Origin of the sequence: Mesorhizobium sp. ORS 3428, assembly GCF_001854785.1 — a bacterium.
Lineage (GTDB): Bacteria > Pseudomonadota > Alphaproteobacteria > Rhizobiales > Rhizobiaceae > Mesorhizobium.
The window spans coordinates 1-1,979 of the sequence record NZ_MDFL01000074.1; the positions used below are offsets into that span (position 1 = coordinate 1).

The following is a 1,979-nucleotide window of genomic DNA, read 5'->3' on the forward strand; positions in this document are numbered from 1 at the left end:
TCTTGTCATGGGACGGCCGGGGATCCCTGTGAGGGTGACGAGCATCCAGCTCCGATTGGGCCGGATTGTCAGCAAGGCGTGTTTTCCGGCGATGGGGACACTGCGAAAGATGCGCAGCAGCTTCTGCAGGTTCGGGCTGTGGTGCCCGAACGGTGCCCGACGGAATTCACCTGCCAGTGCAAGGGCCTGTGAGGGATCAGCAAAGTTCATGGCTTCTCACCTGGCCTGAGCTGCTGCCTTTGCCGGAGCAAGCTCGCTCTCGAGCGCGACGTCGATCGATTCGTCGATGATGCCCAGCGCTTCGTCAACCTGCGCGTCCGTCAGGACCAGCGGCACAAGGAAGCGGATGACGTTGAAGTGGCGGCCGGCCGATGCCAGCAGCAGGCCGCGGCTGGCTGCTTCCTTGATGACCTTGGCGGTGAGCGCGCGCGCCGGCTTGCGGGTTTCTCCATCTTCGACCAGTTCGGCGCCGATCATCGAGCCCAGCCCGCGGATATCGCCAATCACGGTGCGGTTTCGCTTCTTCTGGATGCGCTGCAAGCCAGCCGTGAGACGCTCGCCGATCTCATTGGCGCGGCCAAGCAGGTTCTCCTCCTCCAGCACATCGAGCACGGCCAAGGCGGCCGCACAGGCCAAGGGGTTGCCCGCATAGGTGCCGCCCAGGCCGCCGACCGCAACGGAGTCCATGATCTCCGCTTTGCCGACGACCGCGGCAACCGGGATGCCAGCTGCCATGCTCTTGCCCATCGTGATCAAGTCAGGCTCGATGCCGGTATGTTCGATGGCAAACAGGCGGCCGGTTCTGCCGAAGCCAGACTGCACCTCGTCGGCAACGAGAACGATACCGTGCTGGTCGCAAAGGCGCCGGATACCTGCCATGAACTCGACGGGCGCCGGAATGAAGCCACCTTCGCCCAGAAGCGGCTCGATGACGATCGCCGCGACCGCACTCGCCTCGATCTCGGATTCGAACAGCGTGTCCAGGGCCGCAAGGCAGTGCTCGACGCTGACCCCCCGATAGAGATCCGGGTAATGCGCGCGATAGATGTTGCCCGGGAACGGCCCGAAGGACTGCTTATAGGGATTTACCTTTCCCGTCATTGCCATGGTCAGCAGCGTGCGGCCGTGAAAGGCGCCGCCAAAGACAATGATGCCGCGMCGCTTGGTGTAGGCGCGGGCTAGCTTGACAGCATTCTCGACCGCCTCCGCACCGGTCGTGACGAGCAGGGTCTTGGCCCGCCCGCCGACCTTGCAACGCTGGTTCAGCCGCTCGGCTACGGCAAGGTAGCTCTCATAGGGAGCGGTGCCAAAGAAGGTGTGGCTGAACTTGGCAAGCTGGGCCTGAATGGCAGCGACAACCTTYGGATGCGAGTGTCCGACCGCGAGAGCACCCATGCCGCTCAGGAAGTCGATATAGCGCCGTCCCTCCACGTCCCAGATCTCTGCACCTTGAGCTCGCTCAACATATATAGGAAAGGACCAAGCCCCCCCCGCCGAAACAGCGGCATTCCGACGCTCGTCCAAAGCAACATTCGACACCATTTAATTACCTCCAGTTGGATTGCCCCGAGACATGCCAGAAAACCACGCCTCATTCGCAGAGGCTCGGCAATGACGAACCATGTTCATAGAGACTGACTGAGTCCCGCCAAATGACTGCACGTGCCGCTGTGCTGTTTAACCGATAGTGCTTTGACGCTGCTTTCAAAGCGCACTTCTGCCGTTACTGCGGCAGGCTCACTATAGCCCAACCAGCCTCCATCAGTGCGCCATGGATTACTTCCGGCCTTTTGGTCGGAACCCTGGGGATCGACAGGTTCCTCATAAGATCCATGTTTATGTCGGAGCCGATCCACCCCGGCGCAACTCCGTTGCGCCGGACGCCTTCGCTATTGTCGATCGCCATCGCCCGCGTGAGCCGGTGGATCCCGGACCGGCTTTGGAAGTGCAGTAGGCCGCGAGTTTCGTATTGGAGCCAG

General features: G+C 61.8%; 1 protein-coding gene and 2 pseudogenes. All 3 read right to left on the reverse strand.

Annotation, left to right across the window (positions count from 1 at the left end):
- A pseudogene (locus ORS3428_RS33740) lies at positions 1 to 210 on the reverse strand (hypothetical protein); the annotation flags it as partial.
- 6 nt (positions 211 to 216) lie between these two features.
- Positions 217 to 1,542: a 4-aminobutyrate--2-oxoglutarate transaminase gene (gabT, locus tag ORS3428_RS08405; protein ID WP_071096387.1), complete on the reverse strand. Its 1,326-nt coding sequence runs from the start codon at positions 1,540 to 1,542 to the stop codon at positions 217 to 219.
- Between the two features lie 181 nt (positions 1,543 to 1,723).
- Positions 1,724 to 1,979, reverse strand: a pseudogene (locus ORS3428_RS33745) (hypothetical protein); the annotation flags it as partial.